24 protein-coding genes are annotated in these 22,728 nt (G+C 74.4%); 9 read left to right on the top strand and 15 right to left on the bottom strand.

The window, feature by feature from the left end:
- Positions 1 to 157: 157 nt before the first annotated feature.
- Both BXA11_RS09550 and BXA11_RS09555 read left to right on the top strand, forming a co-directional pair.
- Entirely contained in the window at positions 158 to 391 is a 234-nt protein-coding gene (locus tag BXA11_RS09550) for a hypothetical protein (RefSeq protein ID WP_076434180.1), read from the top strand.
- Entirely contained in the window at positions 378 to 1,388 is a 1,011-nt protein-coding gene (locus BXA11_RS09555; RefSeq protein ID WP_143734168.1) for a hypothetical protein, read from the top strand. The genes BXA11_RS09550 and BXA11_RS09555 overlap by 14 nt, the downstream gene beginning before the upstream one ends.
- 30 nt (positions 1,389 to 1,418) lie before the next feature.
- Here the strand turns inward: BXA11_RS09555 and ligD are convergent, their stop codons facing one another.
- Positions 1,419 to 2,387 carry a non-homologous end-joining DNA ligase gene (gene ligD / locus BXA11_RS09560; RefSeq protein WP_030508047.1) on the bottom strand — a complete coding sequence of 323 codons (969 nt, stop codon included), beginning with the start codon at positions 2,385 to 2,387 and terminating at the stop codon, positions 1,419 to 1,421.
- 133 nt (positions 2,388 to 2,520) lie between these two features.
- Here ligD and BXA11_RS09565 point away from each other — a divergent pair, with 133 nt between their 5' ends.
- The 4 genes from BXA11_RS09565 to BXA11_RS09580 are packed head-to-tail and all read left to right on the top strand — an operon-like array spanning position 2,521 to position 5,618.
- Positions 2,521 to 3,234 carry an ABC transporter ATP-binding protein gene (locus tag BXA11_RS09565; protein ID WP_076434181.1) on the top strand — a complete coding sequence of 238 codons (714 nt, stop codon included), beginning with the start codon at positions 2,521 to 2,523 and terminating at the stop codon, positions 3,232 to 3,234.
- Entirely contained in the window at positions 3,231 to 3,920 is a 690-nt protein-coding gene (locus BXA11_RS09570; RefSeq protein ID WP_030508049.1) for an ABC transporter permease, read from the top strand. Before BXA11_RS09565 ends, BXA11_RS09570 begins: the two co-directional genes overlap by 4 nt.
- Before the next feature lie 4 nt (positions 3,921 to 3,924).
- Entirely contained in the window at positions 3,925 to 5,022 is a 1,098-nt protein-coding gene (locus BXA11_RS09575) for a sensor histidine kinase (protein ID WP_076434182.1), read from the top strand.
- Complete coding sequence (locus BXA11_RS09580) at positions 5,022 to 5,618, top strand: response regulator (protein ID WP_076434183.1); 597 nt, start codon at positions 5,022 to 5,024, stop codon at positions 5,616 to 5,618. Before BXA11_RS09575 ends, BXA11_RS09580 begins: the two co-directional genes overlap by 1 nt.
- Here the strand turns inward: BXA11_RS09580 and BXA11_RS09585 are convergent.
- From BXA11_RS09585 to BXA11_RS09595, 3 genes are all read right to left on the bottom strand, one after another.
- Positions 5,615 to 6,064: a hypothetical protein gene (locus tag BXA11_RS09585; protein WP_030508052.1), complete on the bottom strand. Its 450-nt coding sequence runs from the start codon at positions 6,062 to 6,064 to the stop codon at positions 5,615 to 5,617. The genes BXA11_RS09580 and BXA11_RS09585 overlap by 4 nt on opposite strands.
- The gene (locus BXA11_RS09590) at positions 6,061 to 6,294 is read right to left on the bottom strand and encodes a ribbon-helix-helix domain-containing protein (RefSeq protein WP_030508053.1); all 234 of its coding nucleotides are present in this window, start codon (positions 6,292 to 6,294) and stop codon (positions 6,061 to 6,063) included. Before BXA11_RS09590 ends, BXA11_RS09585 begins: the two co-directional genes overlap by 4 nt.
- A 219-nt stretch (positions 6,295 to 6,513) precedes the next feature.
- On the bottom strand, positions 6,514 to 7,266 hold the full coding sequence (locus tag BXA11_RS09595) for a hypothetical protein (protein ID WP_076434184.1): 753 nt from the start codon (positions 7,264 to 7,266) through the stop codon (positions 6,514 to 6,516).
- 360 nt (positions 7,267 to 7,626) lie between these two features.
- Between BXA11_RS09595 and BXA11_RS09600 the strand changes: the two genes are divergently transcribed.
- Entirely contained in the window at positions 7,627 to 8,373 is a 747-nt protein-coding gene (locus tag BXA11_RS09600) for an SDR family NAD(P)-dependent oxidoreductase (RefSeq protein ID WP_076434185.1), read from the top strand.
- Between the two features lie 3 nt (positions 8,374 to 8,376).
- On the opposite strand, the gene hpnH is transcribed toward BXA11_RS09600, so the two are convergent.
- The 7 genes from hpnH to BXA11_RS09635 all read right to left on the bottom strand — a co-directional run bounded on the left by hpnH (position 8,377) and on the right by BXA11_RS09635 (position 17,089).
- A complete protein-coding gene (gene hpnH / locus BXA11_RS09605) occupies positions 8,377 to 9,381 on the bottom strand; it encodes an adenosyl-hopene transferase HpnH (RefSeq protein ID WP_076434186.1) in 1,005 nt (334 codons plus the stop codon).
- Positions 9,381 to 10,943, bottom strand: a complete 1,563-nt coding sequence (ispH, locus tag BXA11_RS09610; protein ID WP_076434187.1) for a 4-hydroxy-3-methylbut-2-enyl diphosphate reductase — start codon at positions 10,941 to 10,943, stop codon at positions 9,381 to 9,383. The genes hpnH and ispH overlap by 1 nt, the downstream gene beginning before the upstream one ends.
- Positions 10,940 to 12,874 (bottom strand): squalene--hopene cyclase, encoded by a 1,935-nt coding sequence (shc, locus tag BXA11_RS09615; protein ID WP_083744098.1) that lies wholly within the window; start codon positions 12,872 to 12,874, stop codon positions 10,940 to 10,942. Before shc ends, ispH begins: the two co-directional genes overlap by 4 nt.
- A complete protein-coding gene (gene hpnE, locus BXA11_RS09620) occupies positions 12,871 to 14,277 on the bottom strand; it encodes a hydroxysqualene dehydroxylase HpnE (protein WP_076434188.1) in 1,407 nt (468 codons plus the stop codon). Before hpnE ends, shc begins: the two co-directional genes overlap by 4 nt.
- On the bottom strand, positions 14,274 to 15,149 hold the full coding sequence (locus BXA11_RS09625; RefSeq protein WP_239105284.1) for a phytoene/squalene synthase family protein: 876 nt from the start codon (positions 15,147 to 15,149) through the stop codon (positions 14,274 to 14,276). Before BXA11_RS09625 ends, hpnE begins: the two co-directional genes overlap by 4 nt.
- 145 nt (positions 15,150 to 15,294) lie before the next feature.
- A complete protein-coding gene (gene hpnC / locus BXA11_RS09630; protein WP_076434189.1) occupies positions 15,295 to 16,146 on the bottom strand; it encodes a squalene synthase HpnC in 852 nt (283 codons plus the stop codon).
- A 172-nt stretch (positions 16,147 to 16,318) separates the two neighbouring features.
- A complete protein-coding gene (locus BXA11_RS09635) occupies positions 16,319 to 17,089 on the bottom strand; it encodes a polysaccharide deacetylase family protein (protein WP_076434190.1) in 771 nt (256 codons plus the stop codon).
- Positions 17,090 to 17,136: 47 nt separating this feature from the next.
- On the opposite strand from BXA11_RS09635, the gene BXA11_RS09640 reads away from it, so the two are divergent.
- Positions 17,137 to 18,261, top strand: coding sequence for an MGDG synthase family glycosyltransferase (locus tag BXA11_RS09640; RefSeq protein ID WP_076434191.1), 1,125 nt, complete (start codon positions 17,137 to 17,139; stop codon positions 18,259 to 18,261).
- Here the strand turns inward: BXA11_RS09640 and BXA11_RS09645 are convergent.
- Positions 18,173 to 19,090: a DMT family transporter gene (locus BXA11_RS09645; RefSeq protein WP_051761726.1), complete on the bottom strand. Its 918-nt coding sequence runs from the start codon at positions 19,088 to 19,090 to the stop codon at positions 18,173 to 18,175. The genes BXA11_RS09640 and BXA11_RS09645 overlap by 89 nt on opposite strands.
- A gap of 229 nt (positions 19,091 to 19,319) precedes the next feature.
- Here BXA11_RS09645 and BXA11_RS09650 point away from each other — a divergent pair, with 229 nt between their 5' ends.
- Positions 19,320 to 19,787, top strand: a complete 468-nt coding sequence (locus BXA11_RS09650) for an SPW repeat protein (protein WP_051761727.1) — start codon at positions 19,320 to 19,322, stop codon at positions 19,785 to 19,787.
- Positions 19,788 to 19,862: 75 nt separating this feature from the next.
- On the opposite strand, the gene BXA11_RS09655 is transcribed toward BXA11_RS09650, so the two are convergent.
- The 3 genes from BXA11_RS09655 to BXA11_RS09665 form a co-directional block, all read right to left on the bottom strand.
- Positions 19,863 to 21,014: an NAD(P)/FAD-dependent oxidoreductase gene (locus BXA11_RS09655; RefSeq protein WP_076434192.1), complete on the bottom strand. Its 1,152-nt coding sequence runs from the start codon at positions 21,012 to 21,014 to the stop codon at positions 19,863 to 19,865.
- A 42-nt stretch (positions 21,015 to 21,056) separates the two neighbouring features.
- The gene (locus BXA11_RS09660) at positions 21,057 to 21,968 is read right to left on the bottom strand and encodes a LysR family transcriptional regulator (RefSeq protein ID WP_076434193.1); all 912 of its coding nucleotides are present in this window, start codon (positions 21,966 to 21,968) and stop codon (positions 21,057 to 21,059) included.
- A gap of 82 nt (positions 21,969 to 22,050) precedes the next feature.
- The coding region (locus tag BXA11_RS09665) for a sigma factor-like helix-turn-helix DNA-binding protein (protein WP_076434194.1) at positions 22,051 to 22,728 on the bottom strand (678 nt) is incomplete at its 5' end.

A 22,728-nucleotide genomic window follows, 5' to 3' on the forward strand; every position in this document is an offset into this window, starting at 1 on the left:
CGGAGGGCGTCTTCACCGCCGTGCGGCGAGACCATACCGAAGTCGGGGGCCGTCCGACTTCGGTCGGCGCCGACGCCGTACGCAGGAGACCTTCGCCGGACGGGAGCATGCCGACGCCCGATCCCCGGCGGGTCCGCCGGTCCCTAGCGTCGGGGCCATGCGTGAAGTCATCCGGCTCGCCGGGGCGTTCCTGGTCGCCGCGGGCATCAGCGGCACCATCGACCACCTGGCCGTGCAGCCGTTCTGGGGCGCGATACTGAACGTCTTCAACCGCCAGGTCATCCCGCGGCTGTCCTTCCTCACCGGCTACGAGATCTACGCCAACCTGCTCGTCGCGGTCGTCGGCGCCGTCGTCCTCGCCGCCGCGTGGAGGCGGGATGAAGACGCGTGATCCACGCCGTCTCGCCATGGCGGCCGGGCTCCTGGTGCTGGCGCCGATGTGCGCCGAGTACGTCACGGGTTACGACGACAGCACGGGCGACCCGCTCGCGCTCGCCGCGGGCCTGCTGATCTTCGGCCCGCTGTACGGCGCGCCCGCGCTGCTCATCCGTGAGACGGCCCGCCGCCTGGGCATGTCCTGGCCGGGCATCCTCGCTCTCGCGGCGGCCTTCGGCGTGCTGCAGGCCGGCGTCGTCGACCAGTCCCTGTTCAGCGAGGGCTATCGGGACATCCCCTACTGGGAGGAGATGGTCCGCCCGACGTACGTCGCGCCGCTCGGACTGGCGGCCCACACCACGCTGTCCTTCGTCGCGGGCCACGCGGTCTGGAGCTTCGGGGTGTCGATCGCGCTGACGGAGGGGCTGAACCCGCGGCTGTCGCGCACGCCCTGGCTGCGGACGCCCGGACTGGTCACGGCCGCGGCGCTGTACCTCGCGGCTGCGGCGCTGGTCCTGCGCGACCACCTGCGGACCGAGGACGAGCACGCCGCGGCCGCCCAGATCGGGGGATCGCTGGCCGCCGTCGCGCTGCTCGTCCTCTTCGCGCTGAGCCGGCGATCACGGGACCCCGTCGTGCGGAACGGTGCCGTGCGGAACGGCGCCGTGCGGGACGGTGCCGCGCCCCGGCCGATCGCCGTGGCGGCGGGCGGCCTGGTCGCGGGCCTGGTCTTCGACTTCCTGCCGTCGACCTGGGCCGGGGTCGCGGCCGGGCTCGCGGTGATCGCATTGTGCGGCGCGGCCGCCGTCCGCCTCGCCCGCTCGCCGGAGTGGACGATTCGTCACGCCGCCGCGCTCGCCGCCGGAGCCCTGACCGCGCGTGCGGCGGTCGGCTTCTTCGCGGTACCGCTGGGAGAGGTCCCGACGGTCGCCAAGTATGCGCACAACGTCGCGTTCGTCGTGGGTGCGGTGCTGCTCGGCGCCCTGGCGGCGCGGCGCCGGGGCGCCGCGTGACCCGGCGTGACCCGCCGTGACCCGGCGCGTTCAGCCTTCTTCGCGGACGACCTCGCCGGGGTCCTTGTCGTCGCGCAGGCCCCGCCACGAGGGGTGGCGCAGCCGCCCCTCGCCCGTCCACTCGGCGAACTGCACCTCGCCGACCAGGACCGGGTCCACCCAGCGACCGCCCCTGGCCTCCTCCCGGGTGATGCCGTCGAAGGGGGGCGTGTCCCGCCGCAGCGGCGCCAGGCGCTCGCCGAGCCGCCGCAGCGCCTCGTCGGTGAAGCCGGTGCCGACGCTCCCGGCGTACCGCAGCCGTCCGCTGCCGTCGTTGACGCCCACGAGCAGCGAGCCGACGGTATTCGCCCGGCGGCCCTCCCCGGCCCGCCACCCGCCGACCACTACCTCCTGCGTACGGACGTTCTTGACCTTCACCCAGTCGGGCGAACGGCGGCCGGGGCGGTAGGGCGAGGTGAGCCGCTTGGCCACGACGCCCTCCAGCCCCAGCCGCCTCGAGTCGGCCAGCGCGTGCTCGCCGCCGTCGGCGTAGTAGGGCGGGATGGCCCAGTGGCGCCCCGCGTGGACGAGGTCCTCCAGGCGGCGCCGCCGCTCGGTGTAGGGCATCGCGATCGTGGTCGCGGCGTCGACGTGCAGCACGTCGAACAGCAGGTACGTCACGGGCGTGGTGACCAGGAGTTGCCTGATCTTGAGTTGGTTGCGCTGGTGCATGCGCGGCTGCAGCGCCTCGAACGACGGCCTGCCCTGCTGGTCGAAGGCGACGATCTCCCCGTCGAGCACCACAGCGTGCCCGCCCGTGGCCCCGGCGAGCCCGGCGAGCTCGGGATAGGCGGCGGTGACGTCCTTGCCGTTCCGGGACACCAGCCGCAGCGTGTCGTCCTCGACGTAGCCGAGGGCGCGGACGCCGTCCCACTTCATCTCGTGCGCGTAGTCGCCCTCCGGCTCGGGCAGCCGCCCGAGCCGGGCTGTCATCGGTGTGTACGCCGGAAGGGCGGCCATGCCCTGCTGGTACCCCGGCCTGCCCTGCAGTACCCCTGACCTGCGGCGACGCGCACCCCATCCTCCGAAAGGGGGATGGAGGGCGACGTGCCGGGTGATGCCGCGTGATCGGCCTCGCCGCGAACCTTGAGGCATGGAAGTCATCGAGGTGACAGACCTCCGCAAGTCGTACGGGGACACCGTCGCCGTGGACGGGGTGACGTTCACGGTCCGAGCGGGTGAGACGTTCGGGATCGTCGGGCACAACGGCGCCGGCAAGACCACGACCGTCGAGTGCCTGATCGGGCTCAGGCGCGGCGACGCGGGCACGGTCCGGGTGCTCGGCGAGGATCCGGCGCGGAGGCGACGGGCCCTGGCCCAGCGCCTGGGCGTGCAACTCCAGGACAGCTCGCTGCCGGAGCGGCTCAAGGTGGCCGAGGCGCTGCGCCTGTTCGGCGCCCTCTACCGCGACGCGGCCGACTGGCGGCGGGTGATGGACCGCTGGGGCCTGCGGCCGCTTGCGAGGAAGGCCTTCGGCGACCTGTCCGGCGGGCAGAGGCAGCGGCTGATGCTCGCGCTCGCCCTGGTCGGCGACCCCGAGGTCGTCGTGCTCGACGAGCTGACCACGGGCCTGGACCCGATCGCCCGCCGCGAGACGTGGCGGCTGATCGGCGAGCTGAAGGCGGCGGGCACCACCGTGGTGCTGGTCAGCCACTACTTCGACGAGATAGAGGCGCTCTGTGACCGGGTCGCCGTCCTCGCCCGCGGCCGGGTGGCGGCGACGGGCACCACGGGCGAGCTCGTCGCCCGGACCGGAACCGCCTCGCTGGAAGAGGCCTACCTCGCCCTGGAAGGAGCGGACCGATGAGGGCGTTCACGGCTCTGGCGGCGGCCGAGCTCAGGCTGCTGGCGCGCGATCCCGCCTCGCTGTTCTTCATGGTGGCCTTCCCCCTCATGCTGCTGGTGCTCAAGCGCGGCGACAGCGGGGCGGTCCCCGGCTACCTCGCGATGATCGCCGCCATCGGCGGGATGGGCGCGCTGCCGGGCCTGCTGGCCTCCTATCGCGAGCGCAAGGTGCTCAAGCGGCTGGCCACCACGCCGATCTCCCCGGTTCTGCTGCTCGGCGCCCAGCTCGTGGCCCAGGTCGCCGCGGGACTCGCGGGCTCGGCGCTGCTGGTGGTCGTGACGATCGCGGTGTTCGGCGCGCAGCCCCCCGGGAACGTCGTCCTGCTGGCCGCCGCCTTCCTGCTCTGCTCGGTGATGGTCTGCGCGCTGGGCTTCGTGATCGCCGCGGTCGTGCGCAACACCAGGGGCGCGAGCCTGATCGGCATGCTCGTCATGTTCCCCATGATCTTCCTGTCGGGCGCGGCCGTGCCCAGGAAGGTCCTGCCCGGCTCGCTGCGTCAGATCGGCGACTTCCTGCCCCTGACCCCGGCCGTGGAGGCCCTGGGGGACGCCTGGTCCGGCACCGCCGCGGTCTTTCCCCTGCTGATCCTCGCGGGGATAATCGTGGCGGCCACGGCCGCCGGCGCCGCGCTGTTCCGATGGGAGTGAGGACGTGAACGTCTGGGAGGCGCGCTGGCTGCGCGCCTTCCACCTGCTGTATTACGCCTGCCTGGCGCTCGGGCTGATCCTCTCGTCCGGCGAGGGCACGGGCGAGAGCAGGGTCCCAGGCCCGCTGACGCTGGGAATCGTCGCGATCATGGCCGGCTGGCACGGCTTCTTCGTCGCACGTCGGCCGCGTCTGCTCGGGCGGCTCAACCCGATGGCGTTCCACCTGGCGGTCGTCTGCGCGCTCTACATCGCGCTGGTGTCGCTCGACCGATCGTTCGACGTGGTCGTCTTCGGGCTGATGCCCCAGCCGTATCTGATGCTGCCGAGCCCCTGGTCGTACGTGGGGGCGGTGGCGACGGTCCTCAGCACGTTCGCCGCCAGGGGCTATCTGGACGATCCCGGCGCCTTGTGGCGGCTCGTCGGGAGCTCCGGCCTCGTCGTGGCGATCGGGCTGTTCGTCGACTATGTGTCCCGGCAGAGCGCGCAGAACCGGACGGTCGGGGTGCTGGAGGAGCGGGCGAGGCTGGCCAGGGAGATCCACGACACCCTCGCGCAGGGGTTGAGCGGGATCATCACCCAGCTGGAGGCGGCCGAGCAGGCGATGCCCGACGTGGGCGCCGTACGGAGGAGGATCGCGCTGGCCAAGGAGCTGGCGCGCGACAATCTGCGGGAGGCGCGGCGCTCGGTCGACGCGCTGCGGCCGGGCCCTCTCGCCGGCGCGGGCCCGGAGGCGGCGCTCGCGGAGGTGGCCGCCCGGTGGTCGCGGACGTCGGGGGTGGCGGCGACCGTGTCGGTGGAGGGGACGCCCCGGCCACTGCCGGGTGAGGTGCAGACGACGCTGCTGCGGGCGGCGCAGGAAGGACTGTCGAACGCGGCCAGGCACGCCCGGGCGGGCAGGGTCGCGATCACGCTGACGTACATGGACGACGAGGTGACGCTCGACGTGTTCGACGACGGGGTGGGGTTCGACCCGGACGCGCCCGGTGCGGGGTATGGGCTGGCGGCCATGCGGGAGCGGGCCGGCGGCGTCGGGGGGACGCTGACCGTGGAGTCCGCACCGGGGGAGGGGACGGCGCTGTGCCTGCGGATCCCCTCAAACTGATGATCGTCGACGACCATCCGGTGGTCCGCGACGGGCTGCGCGGGATGTTCGACCACGTGGCGGACATCGAGGTGGTGGCGGAGGCGTCCGACGGGTTCGAGGCGCTGGCCATGGCCAGGAAGACCGGGCCGCATGTGGTGCTGATGGACCTTCGCATGCCCGGCCTTGACGGCGTCGGGGCGATCCAGCGGCTCCGGGCCGACCATCCGGAGATCAAGGTGGTCGTGCTCACCACCTACGACACGGACGCCGACGTGGCCCGGGCCATGGCCGCCGGGGTGGCGGGCTACCTGCTGAAGGACGCGCCACGCGAGGAGCTGCACAGAGCGGTCCGCACGGCCGCCGCCGGCGGAGCGGTCCTGGCGCCGTCGGTCGCGTCCGCGCTGATGAGCAGGCCCGCGGCCCAGGAGCCGAGCCCGCGCGAGCTGGAGGTGCTGCGCCTCGTGGCGCGGGGCTCGGCGAACAAGGAGATCGCCAGGGCCCTGCTGATCAGCGAGACGACGGTGAAGACGCATCTCAAGCACGTCTTCGCCAAGCTCGGTGTCGACAGCAGGGCCGCGGCCGTCGTCGTGGCCATGGAACGAGGGCTCCTCTAGGGAAGGATCTCCAGGCGGACGCCGAGGCCCTCGTACAGGTAGGGGGTGGCGGTGATGATCCGCCAGTTGCGGCGGGTGGCGTGGACGGCCGCGTGGGCGGCCACCAGGACGTCGGGCAGGAGCGCGTCGGCGGCGGACGGCCGGTGACGCCGCAGGCTCGTCATGATCGCCTGCGCGTACGGCCCGCCTTCGACGGCGTCGCCGGGGGAGAGCGCGCCGGTGACCACCATCGACATGCGCAGGAAGCGTTCGAGCCGGGGCTGGATGGGGCCGAGCGACAGCACCTGGACGGCGAGCGCGGGGACGAGGAGGGTGACGCCGTGGGCCGAGGACTGCCGCACGACGGCCCTGCCGTACATGCTCTTGCCCTCGATCAGGTGGACGACGGCGTCGAGGTCCAGCACGTGGCCGGACAGGACGCCGGCCGGTGGGACGGGGTCGGTCACGCGGCGTCCGCCTTGGCGTCGCCCGTCATCAGGCGCGCCGCGCGGGCGCTCTCGTCATCGGTGATGCCGTCCTGCCAGCCGGGCCCCCATAAATCGGCCATGATGGCCAGGTCGCCCTGGATGCGCCGCCGCTCCCGCAGCGCCGCGGCGATGTAGGCCGAGGCGTTGCCGGACGCCTGCGCCTCGTCGGCCAGTTCGTCCGGCAAAGAGATCGTAATCTTCTTGGTCATACTCGGGAGGCTACCCAGTCATACCCCTGGTGGTCCACCGGTTCCGGAAGAACTCTGTCGGCGGGCGAACGGGGCGGCGGTCTCGCGCAGCGGCGGGTCCCGCTCCGGCACGCCGATGGCCCCGGGCCCGGAGAGCGCGGAGCCATCGTTCATGGGTCGTCTCACGGGAACGGTGCCGCCGGCGCGACGCTCACCCGCCGGCGGCCCGGTCCAGGCCGGTCAGTGTGTCCGGAACGACGACCGGCGCTCGTAGCGGACGCTCTTGAACTGCCGCTGCTCGACCCCGCCGCCGCCCCGATACGCCGTCTCCCTCACGCGCTCGCTGCGCCGCGACTCCACCCGCTTGACCAGGCGGTCGCGCCGGCCAGACACCCGCTCGACCAGGCGGGAGCGCCGCTCGTCCACCCTCTTGGCCACCCGTGCGGTCCGGGCCGACTCCCGCGTGCGCAGCTCGGACAGCCGCTCCGACATCCGGTAGCGCACCGGGGCCGTGCGGACCGTGCGGTAGCTCACCGCACGTTCCCTGTAGCGCTCGGAACGGTATTCGGACCGGGTGCGTGAGCCGTCGTGATACGAGGCGGGCGGGTCGGCGGCGGGCGGGTCGGACCCGGCGCTCCCGGACGACTCCCACTCGCTCGCCCTGATGCGGTCCCGCTCGGCGCGGGCCTGGGCCCTGATGCGGTCCCGGTCGGCCCGGCCCTGGGCCCTGATGCGGTCCCGCTCGGCGCGCGCCTGGTCGACGACGCTCTGCATCTGGGCCTGCGCCTCCTCGGCGGTCATCATCGAGGGGCTCTCCATCTCGAAGTACGAGATGGTCTGTGCGCCGCCGGGCTCGCTCTCCTGCGGCCCGATACCGGCCGCGGCATAGCCGTCCGTGGCGAGGGCGGGACCGCTCAGGACCGCGGCGCCTCCCGCCGTAATCGCCGAGACGAAGACAGTCGCTAATGCCAGCTGCCTGCATTTCCGGTGCATGGTGCCTCCCTGGGCCCTGGAACCGGCCGTGGCTCACCCTGAGCCGTTCCGCCAGACGACGGAAACGGTGATGGACGAGGGGTTGGTGTGGCCCGCGCATCGCGCCTTACGGCCTTGTCTCGATCCTCCGCCGGGCCGCGCGAAGCCGTCTAGGGCGGTTGACCGAAGCGTGCCCGCCCGCCTCCGAGGATCTGACCTGTGGGGGTACCGCTGCGGATGTCTCCGCGGGGGCGTTTGCGGCTCTTTGTGCCTGTGAGCAGTCTGGGGTTGCCCAATCCATCTCCAGTCACATCCGCCGCTGAGGGCACTTGCGGGGCGGTCCCGTGGGGCGGGTACACCCACGGACGAGGGGGTGGGCGGATGCGGCTGGCGGGGGCACGGGTGCTCGTCACGGGGGCGTCGTCGGGTATCGGCGCCGCCACGGCGCTGGAGTTGTCGGCGCGCGGCGCGCGGCTGGTGCTGTCCGGGCGCGACCAGGAGGCGCTCGCGGACGTCGCCGCACGGACCGGCGGCGAGATGCTGCCCGCCGACCTGTCCGACCCCTCGGCCGACCTCGCCGTACGCGCCGGGCGGGTGGACGTGCTGGTGGCGTGCGCGGGCGAGGGCTGGAGCGGGCCGCTCGCGCGGATGTCCGGCGGCACGGCCGAACGCATGATCGCGGTCAACCTGACGGCCCACGTGCAGCTCACCCGGCTGCTGCTGCCCGGGATGCTGGAGCGCGGCCGGGGTCACCTCGTCTACGTCGCCTCGATCGCCGGCGTGGTGGGCGTGCGGGAGGAGGCGGTGTACGCCGCGACCAAGGCGGGCCTGCTCGCCTTCGCCGAGAGCCTGCGCTACGAGCTGCCCGCGGTTGACGGGAACGGCGTCGGCGTGACGGCCGTGGTGCCCGGGGTCGTCGACACGCCGTTCTTCGCCCGGCGCGGCAGGCCGTACACGCGGCGCAGGCCCGCGCCCGTCGCGCCCGAGCGGGTGGCCCGCGCCATCGCGGTTGCCGTCGAGCGCGACCGCGCCGAGGTGTACGTCCCCGCCTGGCTGCGGCTGCCCGCCCGCCTGCACGGGGCCGCGCCCGGCGCGTTCCGCGTCCTGGCCCGCCGCTTCAGCCCCTGAGACTCAGGTGCCGCGCAGCGCGCGCAGCGACTCGCGCAGCGAGCCGAGGGTGGCGAAGACCGCCGTCGGCTCGTAGCCGCAGTGCGCCATGCAGTTGGCGCAGCGCGGGTCCCGCCCCCGGCCGTAGGCGCTCCAGTCGGTCTCCTCGACCAGCTCCCGGTAGCTCTGCGCGTACCCGTCGGCCATCAGGTAGCAGGGCCGCTGCCAGCCGAACACCGAATACGACGGGATCGCCCAGGCCGTGCAGGGGAAGTCGGCCTTCCCCTCCAGGAAGTCCAGGAACAGCGGCGAGTGGTTGAACCGCCAGCGCCTGCGGTTGCCGCCCGCGAACGCGGCGCGGAACAGCTCGCGCGTCTGCCGCACCCCGAGGAAGCAGTCCTGGTCGGGCGCCTTCTCGTACGCGTACCCGGGCGAGATCATCATCTGGTCGACGCCCAGGTCGTCGTTGAGGAAGTCGAGCACCTCGATCACGGTGCGCGGGCTGTCCCCGGCGAAGAACGTGGTGTTGGTGGTGACGCGGAAGCCGCGCCGCCGGCACTCGCGCACCGCCGCGACCGCCTCGTCGAACACGCCCTCCTTGCACACCGACGCGTCGTGCCGCTCGCGGAGGCCGTCGATGTGGACCGCCCAGGCGAAGTACGGCGAGGGCGTGAACCGGTCGATCTTGCGCGGGATCAGCAGCGCGTTGGTGCACAGGAAGACGTACTTCTTGCGCGCCACCAGTTCCTCGACCATCTCCCCGATCTGGGGGTGCATGAGCGGTTCCCCGCCCGCGATCGACACCATCGGGGCGCCGCACTCCTCGACGGCGGCCACCGCCTGCTCGACCGGCATGCGCTGCTTCAGCACGCCGGCCGGGTGCTGGATCTTCCCGCAGCCCGCGCACTTAAGGTTGCACGCGAACAACGGCTCAAGCTCGACCAGCAGCGGGAACCTCTCCCGCCGGCGCAGCCGCTGGGCCAGGATGTACGCGCCGACGCGCAGACTCTGGCGTACGGGCATCGGCATCAGGGCCGCACCTCCTTCGGCAACGTGAACTCGACGTTCTCCTCGGTCACCCGCCGTTCCTCCACCTCCAGCGGGCCGAGCCCGCCGAGGGCGGCCACGACGGCGTCCACCATCGCGCCGGGGGTGGACGCCCCGGCGGTCAGCCCGACCGTCCGCGCGCCGCGCAGCCAGTCGAGCGCGATGTCGCCGGGGCCGTCGACCAGGCGGGCGAGCGGGGCCCCGTCGTGACCGGACCGCGCGGCGACCTCGGTGAGGCGCAGGGCGTTGGACGAGTTGGCCGAGCCGACGACCAGCACCAGGTCGGCCTCCGCGGCGACGGCCCGCACCGCGTGCTGCCGGTTGGTCGTCGCGTAGCAGATGTCGTCGCCGCGCGGCCCCTCGGCGTCCGGGAAGCGCCGCCGTATCGCCGCCGCGACCCGCCCCGCCTCGTCGGCCGCCAGCGTGGTCTGGGTCAGGTAGGCGACCCCGCGCCCCCGCGGCACGTTCTCCACCACGGCCGCCACTCCCGCTTCGTCCTCGACCAGCACGCCCGCGCCGGGCACCTCCCCGAGCACGCCCTCGACCTCCTCGTGCCCGGCGTGGCCGACGAGCACGACGAGGTCGCCCCGCGCGGCGAACCTGCGGGCCTCCGTGTGGACCTTCGCGACCAGCGGGCACGTCGCGTCGACGACGCGCAGCCCGCGCCGGCCCGCCTCCTCGCGTACGGCGGGCGCGACCCCGTGCGCGGAGAAGACCGTGACCGCGCCCTCCGGCACCTCGGCCAGGTCGTCGACGAACACCGCGCCGCGCCGCTCCAGGTCGCGTACGACGTGGATGTTGTGCACGATCTGCTTGCGCACGTACACGGGCGCGCCGAACCGGTCCAGGGCGCGCTCCACGATCTCGATGGCCCGTTCGACCCCGGCGCAGAACGAGCGGGGCGAGGCCAGCAGGACCCGCCGCGGGCCGGTCGCGGCCGCCCACCGCGCCAGGACCGGGCCGATCCGGGCGAGCGTGCGTCGCGCGGCGACCGCGCCGCCCATCGTGGCGAGGTTCAGCAGGGGGGCGTCGGGGGTGTCGACGATGACCCGCACGGCCGCGAACGGCCGTGTCCCGGCGGCGGCGGCCAGCGGGGCGCTCTCCATGTCGACGGCGTACGCGCCCTCGCGGGCGAGGGCGTGGCGGCCGCGGCCCGTCACGACGCGCGGGGAGGTGACGAGCGGGCCGGTGCGTGCGGGCAGCCCGGCGCGGAGGAGCTCTCCGGCGAGCAGCGGAGCCGACGGGCACGGCCAGACCCGGTCGCCGGAGCGCACCTCGGTGGCGACGAGCACGTCCCCGGGGCGCAGGCCGTCGTGGAGCGCCCCGCCGAAGCCGGTGACGGCGAGGGCGGCGGCGGGCGGGAGGAGGCCGGCCGCGCGCGCCGCCCGGCCGGGCCCCATGCCCATCCGGACGACCTGGACGCGTGGATGGTCGCCTCCGAAATCCGGCCGGGACCGCAGGCCGCGGGCGACGGCCCTGGCCTCCATCCCCAGCGCGGTGCACACGATCAGATCGGTCACGGGATCGGTCACGCGATCGGTCATGGCGTCGCCTCCGGTCCGGCCGTCTCGTGCAGGCGCAGGTAGCGGCCGAGCGCGCTGACCGGGAAGACGAGGCGGTAGAGGTGGTAGTTGATGGAGAAGTCGCCGGGGAAGCCCGTCCCGGTGTAGTGCGGCTCGTCCCAGGTGCCGTCGGGGCGCTGGCTGCCGGCCAGCCAGGCCACGCCCCTGTCCACGGAAGGGCCCCGCTCACCGGCCGCGAGCAGGCCGATGAGGGCCCAGGCCGTCTGTGAGGCGGTCGGCTCGCCCCGCCCGACCCAGGCGGGGTCGCGGTAGGAGCGCATGTCCTCGCCCCAGCCGCCGCAGGGGTGCTGGTGCGCCTCCAGCCACGCCACGGCCCGCCGTACGCAGGGGGCGTCCGGCCGCACCCCGGCCGCGACGAGGGCGGGCAGCACCGCCCCGGTGCCGTACACGTGGTTGGCCCCCCACCGGCCGAACCACGAGCCGTCGGGCTCCTGCGCCCGCAGCAGCCACACCACCGCCCGCCGTACGACGGGGGAGCGGGCCATCCCCTCGGCCGCGAGCGCCTCGACCACGTGCGCGGTCACGTCGGCCGACGGCGGGTCGATGACCGCGCCGAAGTCGCAGAACGGCAGCCGCAGGCACAGTTCCCGGGTGTTGTCGGCGTCGAAGGCGGCGAATCCGCCGTCACGGGAGACCATCCCGGCCATCCAGCGCAGCCCCCGCTCAAGGGCGGGCCGGGCGTCGGGCCGCCCCAACCGGCGCAGCGCGAGGATCACCTCGGCCGTGTCGTCGACGTCGGGGTAGCCGTCGTTGTCGAACTCGAAGGCCCAGCCGCCCGGCGCGAGCCCGGGGCGCCGCACCGTCCAGTCGCCCGGCCCCCTGATCTCCTCGCGCAGCAGCCACTCGCCCGCCCGGGCCAGCGCGGCGTGGTCGCGGGGCAGGCCCGCGTCCAGGAGGGCGGTCATCGCGAGCGCGGTGTCCCAGACCGGCGACTGGCACGCCTCCAGCCTGCGCGTGCCGTCCTCCCGGATGGTGAACCTGTCGAGTCCGGCGAGGCCGGCGCGCATGACGGGGTGGTCGACGCCGTACCCGCTCAGGTGCAAGGCGATCAGCGAGTAGACCCAGGGGGGCTGGATGCCGCCCCACGAGCCGTCGGCCTCCTGCCGGGCCACGACCCACTCGGCGGCCCGCCTCAGCGCGGCGCGGCGGAGCCCCGCGATCGGGTGCCGTTCGTAGCGGTGCAGGGCGCGGTCGAGCGCCGCGAACGCCGCGTCCCAGCCGGTCCGCGGGGCCCGCGGCGCGGGCCTTCCCGTGCGCAGTTCCGGCAGGCCGAACGGCAGCGGCCGGACCGGCCGGTGCGCGGTCACGATCGTGAGCGGGACGATGGTCTGCCGCGCCCAGCACGCCCAGTCGTACACGTTCAGCGGGCACCACGGCGGCAGGAACATGATCTCCGGTGGGATGACCGGCAGGTCCTCCCACCGCCACTGCCCGAAGAGGGCGAGCCAGATCCGGGTGAAGACCCGGGCCGACTCGATGCCGCCGGCTCCGCGCACGTACGCCGACGCGGCGCGCATGTGCGGGGCCGACGGCGGGTCGCCCGCGAGGCGCAGCGCGACGTACGCCTCGATGGTGGTGGAAAGGTCGGCGGGACCTTCGTGGAAGTTCGCCCAGGTGCTGTCCGGGCGCTGCTGTGACCTGATCCATCGGGCGGCCTCCGCGGTCTCCTCCGCGGTCCGCACGCCCAGGAACTCGCGCAGCAGGAGGTCCTCGGCGTCCATGGTCACGTTGGTCTGCAGCTCGCCCTTCCACCAGCCCTCGGGCGCCTGCAGGCCCAGCAGGTGGTCGCGCGCCGCCTCCAGGGCGGTCGCGGCGCGGGCGGCGCCGGTGGCGACCCCTGCGGCCACCCCGGTGGTGACGCCCGTGGTGACGCCCGTGGTGAGGCCGGTCACCGCGCCTGCTCCCGTTCGAGATGCCGCCTGGCGAGGCGGGCCGCCTGGAGTCCGCTGCGCACGGCACCCTCCATGGTGTCGGGCCAGCCCGTGTCGGTCCACGCGCCGGCGAGGAACAGCCCGGGCCACCGGGTGGCCGCGCCGGGGCGCAACCCGCCGCTGCCCGGGACCTGGCGGAAGGTCGCCCGCCGCTCCCTGGTGATGAACAGGTCCACGACCCGTGCCGTCCGCGCGGCCGGGAGCAGCCGCTCCAGCTCGGGCAGGAACACCTCACGCATCACGGCCGTGGGCACGTCGATCCAGTGCCGCGCCGCCGACACCGAGACCGTCAGGTACTGGCCCCGGGTGAGCCCGCCGGAGGCGGTCCTGTCGAAGATCCACTGCACCGGCGAGCCGACGACGGCGGCGAACGGCAGCCGGGTGACGGGCCGGTCGTAGACGACGTGCACGTTGACGATCGGGCTCGCCCCGAGGCCCGCCCAGGCGTCCCGGTCCGGCGCGGCCTCCGCAGGCACGAGCCGCGCGGCCTGGCCGTGCGGGGTGGCGACGACGACGGCCGACGCGCCGATCCGCGCGCCGCCCACGACGATGGAAGGTCCACTCAGGCCCGGCAGGCCCGGCAGCACTCTGTCGACCTTCGCCGCCGGCCGGACCTCGCCGCCCAGCCGGGTGATCGCGGAAAGGGCGGCGCCGCCGTGCAGCTCCCCGAGCGGGACGGACGGCACCCCGATGTCGGCGGCGTCGGCACGGCCGAGCAGGGCCGTCCTGAAGACCATCGCCGCCGGGCCCAGCGCCGCCTCGTCGGACGGGATGTTGAGCGCGGCCACCGCGAACAGGTCCCACAGCGCGTGCCTCGCGGCCTCCCGCTGGCCGTTTTCGGCCAGCCAGCCGCCGAGTGCGGCCTGGTCGAGGGCGGGCTCGGCGGGGTCGAGCGTGCGCAGCGCGAGCGCGCCGCGCACCGCGCGCAGCCGGTCGGCGGGGGACAGCAGGCGGTAGCCCGCGAGTGCGGGCAGCAGGTGGAACGGCCCGGGCAGCGCGGCCCGGCGCAGTCGTCCCCGCCCGCCGTGCGGGGTGAGCACGCGCACGTCGAAGCGTTCCTGCAGGCGCACCCGCCCGGCGCCGCCCAGCCGGTCCAGCAGCCCGCGGTAGGCCGTGCAGCAGCGCAGGAAGACGTGCTGCCCGTTGTCGGCCGTCAGGCCGCCCCGGGCGAAGGAGTGGGTGGCGCCGCCGAGCCTGGGCCTCGCCTCGTAGAGGGTCACCGGCCATCCGGCCTCCGCGAGCGCGAGGGCCGCGGTGATACCGGCGAGGCCGCCCCCCACCACCGCGACGGGCGGGACGCTCGCCCGGCCGTTCATCGGGCCGTTCGCCGGGCCGTTCGCCGGGCCGTTCGCCGGGCCGTTCATTTGGCCGCTCCCGCGATCGCCCGCACCGCGACCATCGTCTTCGCCCACGGCGTCAGTGACACGCGCCCGGCGAGCGCCCCGCCGGGGTCGGCGGCGATGCGCGCGAGCAGCCGACGGTAGATGCCCGCCATCGCCGCGGTGCAGGCCGCGCTGCGCCGGTCGAGCAGCGGGATCAGCCGCATCCCCTCGGCGTACCAGCCGAGCGCCCGGCCCGCCTCGTACCGGACGAGCCGCGCCAGCCGCTCGGGCGGATCGGTGAACGCCCCCGACGCGTCCAGGTCGAGCGTGCAGCCGAACCTGCGCAGGTCGTCGGCGGGCAGGTACACCCGGCCCGCGCAGCGGTCCTCGCGCAGGTCCCTGAGCACGTTGGTGAGCTGGAGTGCCACCCCCAGGGAGTCCGCGAGCCGCGCCGCCCGTCGCAGGGCTGCGTCACCGCGTGCCGCCCCGCCGGCGAGGCCGAACACGCCGAGGGACAGCCGCCCGATCGACCCGGCGACCTCACGGCAGTAGCCGACCAGGTCCTCGTAGGACTGGTAGCACGCCCCCGCGACGTCGTCGGCGCATCCGTCGATCAGCTCCTCGAACGCCTCCAGCGGGACGGGGAAGCGCACGGCGGTGTCGCGCAGGGCCACGAGGACGGGGTCGGCGGGGTCCGGCCGCGCGGCCCGCAGTCCCGTACGGGCCTTCTCCAGTGCCGACAGCCGCGCGTCCACCGGCCCGGCCGCGTCGCCGATGTCGTCGATCCGCCGGGCGAAGGCGTAGAGCGCGCTGAGCGCGCGGCGCTTGGGCGGGGCGAGCAGGCGGATGCCGTAGGAGAAGTTGCGCGCGCGGGTGCGGACGACGCGCTCGCAGTACCGGTAGGCCACAGGCACAGGCACAGGCACGGGCACGGGCACGGGCACCGGTACAGGAACGGACGCCGGCGCGGGAATGGGCGTGAGGGGGCGCGGCGCGGGAACGGGCGGGTCGTCCCCCGCGCGATGCGGAGCGGGGCCGGGCGGGCGATCGGGAACGGGATCAGGAATCGCGCCGGGAACCGTCACCGTTCACCTCCTTCAGCACGCGCATCCACTCGCTCAGCACCGCGCGGCGGCGCGCGCGGACCGCCCCGCCGAGGACGTCGTGCCGGCCTCGCTCCAGCGCCGCGAGAGCCGCCCGGCCCCCCGCGATGTACCCGGCGACCGCGGTACGCGCGAACCCGCTCAGCGTCTCCAGCAGCGGCATGCCCTCGTCCAGCAGGGTGGCGGCGCGGCGGGCCTGCAGCGCCACGGCCCGGCGCAGCCGCGGGGAGGTGCGCGGGGCGTCGAGGTCGGCCTCGCGGCAGCCGAACCTGCGCAGGTCCTCGCCGGGGAGGTAGACGCGGCCGCGGGCGTGGTCCTCGCCCACGTCCTGGCAGTGCTCGATCACCTGCAGCGCCGAGCAGATGCGGTCCGACAGCCGCGCCCGCTCCGGGGTGGCCACGCCGAAGACGTGCAGGACGATCCGGCCGACCGGGTTGGCGGACAGCTCGCAGTAGGCCAGCAGTTGCGCGAAGGTGTCGTAGCGCCGCACCACCTGGTCGCGCCGGTTGGCCTCCACGAGGTGGAGGAAGGGCGTCCGCGGCACGCCCCGCCCGGCGACCAGCGGCCCCAGCGCGCGTACGGCGGGCAGCCGCGGGCTCCCTCCGGCGTACAGGCGGCCGAGGTCGGCCTCCACCGCGTCGAGCAGGGCGGGCCGCCCGGCGGGGTCCCCTTCGTCGCCGACGTCGTCCACGTAGCGGGCGAAGCCGTACACCGCCATCAGGTCGCGGCGGTACGCGCGCGGAAGCAGGCGGGAGGCCACCGGGAAGTTCTCCCGGTGCGCGGCGTCGCGTACGTCCGCTGCGGACATGCCTGAAGAATCTCCACCGCCATTCACCACAAAACCCGACAGATCGGGCGGGCGCTTTTACGTGGGCAACCCCCCGGGAAAAGCGGCGTGCTCGAACGGACGGTGTCCGGAAAAAAGGGCAAAAACCTAATCGAGAAGGACGTCGAGACCCGGCGACCGTTTTTCCGCGTTTTTATGCTTCCGGCCGCAGGTAAAAGCTTGCCGAGGCCGGGAGCCGGTGGGGCCGCGCGCCACCGGGTACACCCACGCCGTGGGCGCCGAGCGGTCCGACTCGCAGTCCGGCGGCGCGGCAGCGTGCGACCACGCCGGCGAGCGCGCCCAGCGCCGAGCGCCAGGAACCCGGGGCGGAGGTGTGGTCGCAGTCGTGCAGCAGCAGCGTCGCCCCGCCGCGCAGGCCGGGCTCCAGGGTGCGCAGCACCGAGCCGGGCGTGGCCCGGTGCGTCCAGTCCTCGCCCCAGGCCGTCCACAGCACCGGCCGCAGGCCGTGCCACCGGGCCGCGAGCAGCGCCTCGGCGCTCAGCACCCCGTACGGCGGGCGATACCACGTGGGGCGTGTGCCGGTGACGGCGGCGACGAGGCGCGCGGCCCGTCCCATCTCGGCCGCGACCCTGCCCGGCCGGGTGAGCAGGGCGTTGTCGTGCCGCCAGCCGTGCACGGCCACCTCGTGCCCGGCCCGTGCGATGCTCCGCCCGACCTCGGGATGGCGGTCGAGCATCTCGCCGAGGAGGAAGAAGGTCGCCCGGCATCCGAGCCGGTCCAGCTCGTCGAGGAACAGCGGGGTGGACCGTGGATCGGGCCCGTCGTCGAAGGTGAGCGCCACATGCCCGGGATCGCCTTCGCCCGCGAGGGACGGCAGCAGGCGGCGGACCGGAGGCAGCCAGGTGGCCCCCGGCCCGGCGTGGAGCAGGGCCAGTCCGGCGGCGACGAGCGCGTGAGGTCCCATCGCCTTCCAGTGTCCGCCACGCCGCCCCCCACCCGGGAAGGAGGGTCATGAGGAACAGGGCATTGATCGTCAGCGCCTCGATGGGAGCGGGCCACGACGCGGTGGCCGCGGAACTGGCCCGCCGCCTGGCCGCCGCCGGCACGCGCGCGGAGGTCGTGGACGTGCTCGCCCTGCTGCCGCTGCGGCTGGGCGCGCTCCTGCGGTGGTGGTACCGGGCGGTCATGCTGCGGGCGCCGTGGCTGTACGCGCTGGTCTACCGGGTGTTCTTCGTCTCCCGCCGGGCCCCCTCCACCTCGCCGCTGACGGTCCTGGCCGCGGCCGGGCTGGCCCGGGTGGTGCGCCGTGTCCGGCCCTCCGTGGTGGTGCCGGTCTTCCACGTGGCCGCGCAGGCCGCCGGGCACCTGCGCGAGCGGGGGCGGCTGGCCGTGCCGAGCGTGGTCGTGCTGACCGACTTCGCCGTGCACCGCCTCTGGCTGCACGCCGGCAACGACCGCTACCTGTGCCCGGACACGTCCACGGCCCTCGCGGTGACGGCCGCCGTCGGCCGCCCGGCCTTCCGCTGCGCCCCGATCGTGCGCCCCGGGTTCGCCCGCGCCGATGGGGTGGCGGACGTCCGGGCCCGCGTCGGCCTGCGGGACGGCGACCGGATCGTGCTCGTCTGCGCGGGGTCCTGGGGGGTCGGCGGGGTCGCGGCGACCGCCCGGCTCCTGGCCCGCTCGGGCCGGTACACGCCCGTGGTGCTGTGCGGGCGCAACGAGCGGCTCCGCCGCCGCCTCGAACACCTGCTCGGCGGAGCGGGAGTCGCTCTCGGCTGGCGCGACGACGTGGCGGACCTGCTCGCCTCCGCGTACGCGCTGGTGGACAACGCGGGCGGGCTGACCTGCCGGGAGGCGTTCGCGGCGGGGGTGCCCGTCGTCACCCACCGGCCCATCGCGGGGCACGGCAGGGACGGTGTGCTCGCGATGGCGCAGGCCGGGGTCAGCGTCCACGCGCGCCGCCGCGCCGACCTGCTGCGGGCGCTCGACCGGCTCGAACCCGGCCTGCCCGGACGGGCCGCGCTCACCGCGCGGGCGGCCGCCCTGTTCACCACGGCGCCGGCCGAGTCCCTTCTTCTCCCGGACCTCCTGCTCCGTGGTGATGGTGTGCCCCGGCCATACGAGCCTGCTCCCTGAGCGGGGCGTACCTCGACAGCAGCACGCTGCCGTACAGGATGAGGGCCATGCCCGTCAGTTCGGGCAGCACCCACGGGCCGGTGCGGATGTCCTCGCCGAACATCGCCACGCCGTACGCGGTGCTCGCCACGGGGTCGGTCACGGTCAGCGCGGGCTGCACGGCGACGAGCGGACCGCTGTGCAGGGCGTTCTGCAGCAGGAACAGGCTGCACAGACCGGCCGCCACCATGGCCCACAGCGACCAGGAGCCGGCCAGCGTCTGCAGGCCCCCCGGCAGTTCCTCCACCGTGCGCTTCATGAGGACGGCGGTGTAGGCGAAGCCGAGGCCGGCGGCGACCCCGAGCAGCACCGCACGGGCGGCCCCGCCGCAGGCGATCGCGGCGGCCACGCAGCAGGCGAGGAGCCCGGCGGTCACACCCGCCGAGATCACCCAGCTCAGCAGGCCGGGAAGCCGGTGGCCGGGGGTGGGTGACGCCGCCGCGAGGAACCCGGTCAGGCCGGCCGTCAGCGCGCCCACCGCCAGCCACGTCCGGGGGGTGACGCGAACCCGGAACATCCAGCCCGCCACGAGCATCGTGATCGGCAGTTCCGCGACCAGCAGGGGCTGGACGAGCGCGAGCCCTCCGGACGTCAGGGCGGCCGCCTGCAGCAGGAAGCCCGCGATGAGCGCGCCGATGCCGCCGAGCCAGGTGGGCCGCCGTACGAGGTCCCAGATCAGGCCGGGCCGGAACGCCTCGTCGGCCGGGGCGCTGCGGGCGGCCCGGCGCTGCAGTACGGACGCGACGGCGTTGGCCGCCGCGGCGAGCAACGCCAGGACTACAGCGATCATGACCCCCCAGCGCCTCGTCTCCGGCTTCTCCTCGCGGGGCCTCCCGTCGAGGCCCTACCGGTAGCCTCCCCGGCCATTCCCGCCGCATGTCGCCTTGAACGCTCCCAAACGTATTTATCCGTCAATTGCTGAATAAATACGGGAATATTAAGCGAAATCGAGAATGTCGGGATTTTAGGGGGTATGGCCGTCGACAGAAACGCACGCAGCAGGAAAGGCGGAACCAGACATGGTTGGACCCACCGGCCTCGAGCGTCATCCCGACGTCAGTGAACTGCGCCAGACGTACGATCGGGCGGGCTCGACGGCCCCCGCCCAGGTGTTGGAGGGGCTAGCCTTCCTGGCCGGCCTGTATCTGGCCCTCTCGCCGTGGATCGTCGGGTTCTTCGGATTCCGGGGCATGACCGTCAACAACCTGATCACCGGCCTCGTGATCAGCGCCCTCGCCCTGGGGCTCGCGTCCGCCTACGGACGCACCTACGGCATGGGCTGGCTTCTCCCGCTGCTCGGCGTGTGGGCGATCGTCTCGCCGTTTGTGCTGCGCGCGGGACGTGAGGCCACGGCGACGACCATTTGGAACAACGTCGCGATCGGCATCGTGACCGTGGCGCTGGGAGCCGCCGCACTGGCGATGGCGCAGGTGTTCCGCCGGCACGAGCGGGGCGAGCGGAGCGCGCACAGGCTCGGCAACTGGTGACGGACAGGGGCGCCCGGCCCACCGCCCGGTGGGCCGGGCGCTCGCTCGTCTCAGCGAAGGGTGACGCTGAGGCGGTCAGGCATCCGGAACGGACGTCTGACCGAGCGCGGTGGGCGCCCGGCCGGGGTCGTCCACGCTCGCGCGCAGGCGCGCGAGCGAGAAGGCCGAGATGTCCTCGTCCGGCGGCCGGCCCTCCGCGAGGTCGGCGAGCACGTCGCCGACGAGCGCGGCGTACTTGAATCCCTCGCCGCTGTCGCCGCAGGCCAGCACCGTCGCGCGGCCGACCCTGTCGATGACGAAGCGGCCGTCCGGCGAATCGGTCCAGCTGCACACCTGCTCGTCCACGACCGTCGGTGTCGCGCCCGGGAACATGGCCGTCATGCGGCGGGTCAGCTCGGCCGTCCGTCCCGGGTCCGGAGTGCGGTCGTCGTCACCTGGTTCGAGCGGCCGCAGCGGCACGTCCAGTCCCGCTTTGTAGCCGATGCCCGGGGTGGGCATGGCGTACACGGCCGGACCGTCCGGGACGGGCCCGTCGATCAGGCCGGGCACCCGAGCGGACGACTCGATGCCCGCGTAGTGGACCACCTGTTCGAGGTACGGCCTGAGCGTGAGCGTCACGCCCAGAGAGGGGAGCAGCGGGCCGGTGCCGGGGCCCGCGGCGACTACGACCGCGTCACCGGTCAGCATGGTGCCGTCGGCCAGGCGAATCCCCGGCTGCCGGGTGGCCTCCACGGCGACGACCTCCCCGGCGAGCAGGCGTCCGCCGTGCGCCCGGAACCGCTCCGCCTGAGCGGCCAGGTAAGCCTTGGCGAGCACCACTCCGGCGTCTGCTTGGAACACCGCGCCGCGGCCGTCGCCCGCCAGGCCCGGGAAGAACCGGCCGACGTCGGCCGCCTCCACCTCGGTGAAGGGCACGCCCGAGGCACGCAGCGCGGCCGCCAGACGGGCCAGCGACTCCGTGTCCCGCCACAGCAGCCCCCGGCGCAGGTGTAGCGTCGCCTCCGTCTGGCGCTCCAGCCGCTGCATGGCGTCACGGGCACGCAGGGACAGCCGGATCTTCAGCGGGTCCGGGTCGGCCAGGCGCCACAACCGCGTGGGCCCTCGGGAGGAGGACAGCGCGTTGCCGATCCCGTGGCGCTCCACCAGCGTGACCCGGTGGCCCCGCGCGGACAGTTCGGCCGCGGCGGACAGTCCCCAAGCGCCGGCTCCGACTACCGTGCACCGCACGTCCTCGACCCCCGTTCGCCCGGATTCGCCGCACCGTTCAACCTACCGAAGGGTGACGCTGAGGCGGGCCGAGGCGTCCCTGAGGTAGTCGACGAACGCGCGCAGCGCGGGATTGGGGTTGGTCGGGCGCAGCGCGGCGCCGATCCGCCGGTAGAGCTTGGGCCCCTCCACCTGGCACACCTGGATGCCCGCCGCGCCCTGCACGCCGAGGCTCGGCACGAGGGCCACGCCGAGCCCGGCCCGGACCAGGCCGAGCGTCACCTCGTAGTGGTCGCTGCGGCAGCGGATCGAGGGCGTGATCCCTTCCAGGGCGCCGGCCCGCTCCAGCACCGACACCGGAGTCTCGGTGCCGAAGGTGGTGATCCACGGTTCGTCGGCCAGGTCGGTCAGCCGCACTCTGGGCCGGTGCCCCGCGGGATGGCCGAGCGGCATGACGAGGAGCTGCGGTTCGTCGAACAGGTGGACGACCTCGACGCCCTTCGGCGCCTTCCAGGGATCCAGCGCGTGCTCGAAGACGACCAGCACGTCGAGCTCGCCGCGTTCCACGTCGGGCAGCAGCTCGTGCGGCTGCCCGAGCACCAGATCGAGCTCGACGCCCGGGTGGCGCGCGGTGAAGGACGACAACGCCATCGGCAGCAGGCGGTAGCCGGCCGAGGCGAAGAACCCGATGCGCAGCTGCCCGGCGTCCGCCCGCGCCTGCGCGAGCAGGTCCTTCTCGGCGGATTCGATGAGGTCGAGCACCTCCTGGGCCCGCCCGGCGAGGCGGTGGCCCGCAGCCGTCAGCCGCAGGCTGTGCGCGGCCCGCTCCACCAGCCCGACCCCCGCCTCCTCCTCCAGCCGGGCGAGCTGGTGGGAGACGGCGGAGGGCGACAGCCGCAGGGACTTGGCGGCTCCGGCGATGCTCCCGGTCCTGAAGACCTCCAGGAGCACCTTGAGGCGGTGGCTGCTGAGCATTCCCCCAGTATCGGCGACCCGGTATCAGACCTGGTCATATGCATCGTGGAGAACCCCGGGGCGATCGCCGGGCGGCACCGGGTCACCACTGGCTGATCAGCGGCGGGTCCGGGTCGTGCTGCCGCCAGGCTTCGGTGAGGCGGACGAGAAGGGCGGGGGTGGCGATGCCGCGAATGGTTGCGATCTTGTCGCCTGTGATGTCGAACGTCACGGCACCGATGACCTGGTCGCCGATCACAAAGAGGAGGGCGGGGGCGCCGTTGACGAGCGCGTAGTGGATGGCGGGCGTGCCGCCGGCGAAGCGCCGCTTCGCGGGTGTGGGTTTGAAGCCGGCTCGTACGACGGAGGCGATGTGGTGCGGAGTGTCGTACCACAGCAGCTTCTCGGCCAGGCCGGCGCCGTCGGAGATCAGGGTCGCGTCGTCGGTGAGCAGCGCCACCAGCCGTGCGGTGCGGCCCGAGGCGGCGGCGGCGAGGAATTCCTCGACGACCCTGCGGGCGGACGCCGGGTCGACTTCGCCGCCGCGGCGCGCGGCGGTGATGCGGCGCCGGGCCCGGTGGAGGTGCTGCTGGCTCGCGGACTCGGTCATGTCGAGGATCTCTGCGATCTCGGCGTGGCTGTGGGAGAACGCCTCGCGCAGGACGTAGACGGCTCGCTCGAGGGGCGACAGGCGCTCCATGAGCGTCAGCACGGCCAGGGAGACCGATTCGCGCTGCTCGAACGAGTCGGCCGGGCCGAGCATCGGGTCGCCGTCGAGGAG

It is taken from the genome of Microbispora rosea (assembly GCF_900156315.1).
Classification (GTDB): Bacteria; Actinomycetota; Actinomycetes; order Streptosporangiales; family Streptosporangiaceae; genus Microbispora; species Microbispora rosea.